This is a genomic window from Polynucleobacter kasalickyi (genome assembly GCF_900176405.1).
GTDB classification, from domain to species: Bacteria; Pseudomonadota; Gammaproteobacteria; order Burkholderiales; family Burkholderiaceae; genus Polynucleobacter; species Polynucleobacter kasalickyi.
Map to the genome: position 1 here is coordinate 1 of NZ_FWXJ01000027.1, position 3,623 is coordinate 3,623.

Annotated in this window: 3 protein-coding genes; 1 reads left to right on the forward strand and 2 read right to left on the reverse strand. The window is 35.5% G+C overall.

What is annotated here, in order from left to right; genetic code table 11:
• Positions 1-577: hypothetical protein (locus B8983_RS13745; protein WP_143736200.1), on the reverse strand; the 577-nt coding region annotated here is incomplete at its 3' end.
• 307 nt (positions 578-884) lie between these two features.
• Between B8983_RS13745 and B8983_RS13750 the strand changes: the two genes are divergently transcribed.
• On the forward strand, positions 885-2,114 hold the full coding sequence (locus tag B8983_RS13750; protein WP_084286120.1) for an MvaI/BcnI family restriction endonuclease: 1,230 nt from the start codon (positions 885-887) through the stop codon (positions 2,112-2,114).
• On the opposite strand, the gene B8983_RS13755 is transcribed toward B8983_RS13750, so the two are convergent.
• Positions 2,111-3,391, reverse strand: coding sequence for a DNA cytosine methyltransferase (locus B8983_RS13755; RefSeq protein WP_084286126.1), 1,281 nt, complete (start codon positions 3,389-3,391; stop codon positions 2,111-2,113). The two genes, B8983_RS13750 and B8983_RS13755, sit on opposite strands and share 4 nt — an antisense overlap.
• Positions 3,392-3,623: the final 232 nt, after the last annotated feature.

Here is a 3,623-nt window from a genome sequence, read left to right on the forward strand (position 1 = left end):
ATCTATTTGGGACATTGGTATTACCTATATTAAAAAAGTTCGTCGAAAAAACTAGTTTAATAAATACCTTTGTCCCCCGTTTATGATGTAGAGCCAATCTTTTTGATCTTACCGGTAAAGAATGCAAAATTCGCATACCATCATTAATTTCAAGTCTTGCATCGAGCGTGTCATAATGCCCTGAAATCTTCGACTCGATCTCATCTCTTAGAGCTTTTTCTTTTAAGTGGGGATCATCAGGGACCGGGGCAAAGAAAGCATCAATTTCAGCTCGTGTAGGTATGCGTCGCTCTTTTAATTTAAGTTGTTTGGATGTATGAAATCTAATCGGGGTAGCTTTGTCTAGCTGTGCCTCCCAATATTCATTATTGGCAAAAATCATTTCAAGTTGAATAACTAGCTGAAGGTCGAGCAAATTTAATAGTCGAATTTTTAACTCATCAGTATCCAAATGACTAAAAGCAGCGATTAACCTTCTTTGGTAATCGCCCTGATTCTTGGAAATATCCCTTATATCAAAATATTCCCAAAAGTTAAGCCATTCAAATGGTGGTAGCGATTGTCTGTAGTTTTCCATACTAGAATCCTATCTGCCGTAAATTTTAAATAGTTTTATTATGTGTTGTAGTTTACCGAAGTAATGAATTAATGTTGATCTGTATCAGTCCCTGTTTCAGCCGAGCATATTTAAATTAATACCGTAAATAATAATTCCCCCATAGGCTTGGGACTGAAATCTACGAGAGGGATTATCCAAGAAGTAATTGAGGCTCTATGACTAGTTTTATAGTGGCAACTCCTTTAAGTATATACACTTGGTTATTAAAAGTAAAAAAATTGAGTAAGTTATTACGTAAATTTACTAAAAGTAATAAGATTGATAAATGTTATCTAAATCAGATGTACCTTTATCAAGTCTTATTAAGTTATTAACCTCTTTTAATACCGAGGCAGGCTATCTTGTACCTACAGAAACTGGAATGTCTAAGTCAATATTGGATGCCCATAGCTCATTAAGAAGTTACTTGGCACAAACTGGAGTTCATGATTATTCATTGCAAGAAAAAGGAACAGAGTCAAAAGTTACAGAAGAAATCAATGTAATTACTTCTGACAAAATAGTAACCACAAAACTGTCTCTTTATAGACCCGAAACAAAGAATGGTGATCCTCGTATTTGGATTTATAAGTTAAATGAATTTGCGAATGCATACAACCTGCTTGCATTTATAAAGATTAATGAGCGGTTATTTTTGTTTAATGCAAGCGATAAGAAGCTTGTAAAAAATGATGGAATCGGAAATTTAACTTTAGTATCAGATACACCTTTAGCAGAACTTTTACAAACTAAGAGTAATTATTTAGATGAACATGCAGAAGAACTCATTGGTAAATTAAAGCTAATTTCAAATAGGGGATTTGTTGAGTCCTTACGCAATGGAGATACAGGCGTAGGTATGACATTGGAAACATTACTAGGAATAACTGCAAATTCTAACAGGGCACCTGACTATAAAGGCATAGAGATTAAGGCTAAGAGAGTAAGAGGTGCAAACAATAGAACTACAAACAACGTCAGTCTTTTCTCTCAAGTGCCTAATTGGCCCTTAAGTACCTGCAAAAATGGATTGGCAATACTGAATAAGTGTGGCTATATTGACTCTGAAACAAATAGGCTCCAGTTATATTGCACAGTCAGTAACTCACCTAATCCCCAGTCACTTAGCCTTTTTGTTAATGAAAATGACAATTTAGTGGAGTGCAAAAAAATTATCAGTGGTACAGCTGAACCAATTGTTGTATGGGATTTAGGTAATTTAAAAACACAGTTAGAGAGCAAGCATAAACAAACATTTTGGGTTAAAGCAAAGACCAAAAAAAATGAAAATAATCTGGAATGTTTTCACTACATAGAAGTAGAGCATACTCAAAATCCTCTAACGGCTAACCTACCTTCATTAATAGAGATAGGCGCAATCACGATGGACTTTACGCTCTCTAAAAAGGCTACAGGCAATGGTACGAGAGATCATGGATACCTATTTAGAATTAAACCAAGTAACTTTGATTTACTCTTTCCACCTAGCAAAATAATTAAGCTAACTACTTATTAACTTTCATTTGCCTTGTTAATGATTTTTGCAAAGTGTTCACCAACTGCTTTCGCAAGAAAAACAGGAACAGCATTTCCAATTTGTGTGTACTTTGGTAACTCCCTTGAAAAATTACCCTCCCTTGGATTTCCAGCCCTCCGGATGCCACCAGTCGTTCGAGAACCAGCAAAACGATAGTAATCAGGAAAACCTTGTAGCCTAGCCCACTCTCTAACAGTGAGGGTACGTGGTTGCGAAAAATGTACATAATCATCAGGTAAAGATGTGGCAGTAATTGTGGGACCCTTCTCATCCCACTTTGCAGGCAGAACTCTTTGAGCAAACTTTTTTGTCTTCATGCTCTCATGTATTTTTCCATCATGTTCATGCATGTATTTGAATTTAGTAAGAACGTTTGGGGCATGTTTACTATACTCTTGCTCAGTTAAGATTGAGCCCTTTGCTAGCAATTTACCATCTACAGTGGTTCGGAAATATTTTTGTACTGTAGTTGCCGCAGGCTTTACATACTTATTTGTAAAACCTCCATTCTCATAATTGTCATCAACAAGATCGCCTAGTAAGTCTTCTAAATCACAGGCATCAAATGTAGGGGATGGCAAAAACCCATTAGCAACGATGCCTTTAATAAGAGACTCAGATTTTTTATACACATCATTTCTGATTCCAACCAATAAAACTCGCGGGCGGTTTTGGGAAACGCCATAGTCTTTTGCACGAACTAAACTAAAGTTAACTTGGTAGTCTTTCAAATTCTTAAAAGTTGAAAGCACATCTTCCCATATCTCACCTTTCACGCCATCCGGGTTCCATTTTGCTGATAACAACCCTTTTACATTTTCAAATAAAAATATTTTTGGCTTTAGGACACTAACAACATAGGCCATATCTTCATATAAATGGTTTGATGGTAGTTGTTCCTTATCAACAGAATAAGAGCGTCTATGCCCAATACCAGAAAAACCCTGGCAAGGAGGTCCTCCAACCAGCAAATCTAAATCACCATTTTTAACATCAATATTTAATTGATTTTTAAGTTCTTTAATTGTGTTGGTTAAAAGTTTTTTGTTTAATACTAAATCTTTAATATCGTTACAGTGAAATGCTGTGTCGCGCAAATACGGATATTCGTATTCGCGATTTATAAGATAACTTTCAATTGCGTCCTTGTTGAGCTCGTTAACATATGCTGGATGAAATCCAGCCAGTTCAAGTCCAAATGACAAGCCTCCACAGCCAGCAAAAAAGTCTGCTACAAATAATTGTTTATCTTTCATGTTACCTATTTTACAGATTTTAGTAAAACTTTAATCAACTTCTTAACTATGAACATTTTGTTATCTCTTAGATTAAGTCTATTAGTTGTTAAGTTAATTTTGAGTTACCCCTAGTTAAGTAGATATTTTAAAAGTGCTGACCTTGCCCTCGTTAAACATACTTCTTAACCGCTTCAATTATGCAACCTTTTTCTGAGCTGCATACCATCGCTTCTCAAACTCCATTGGACTT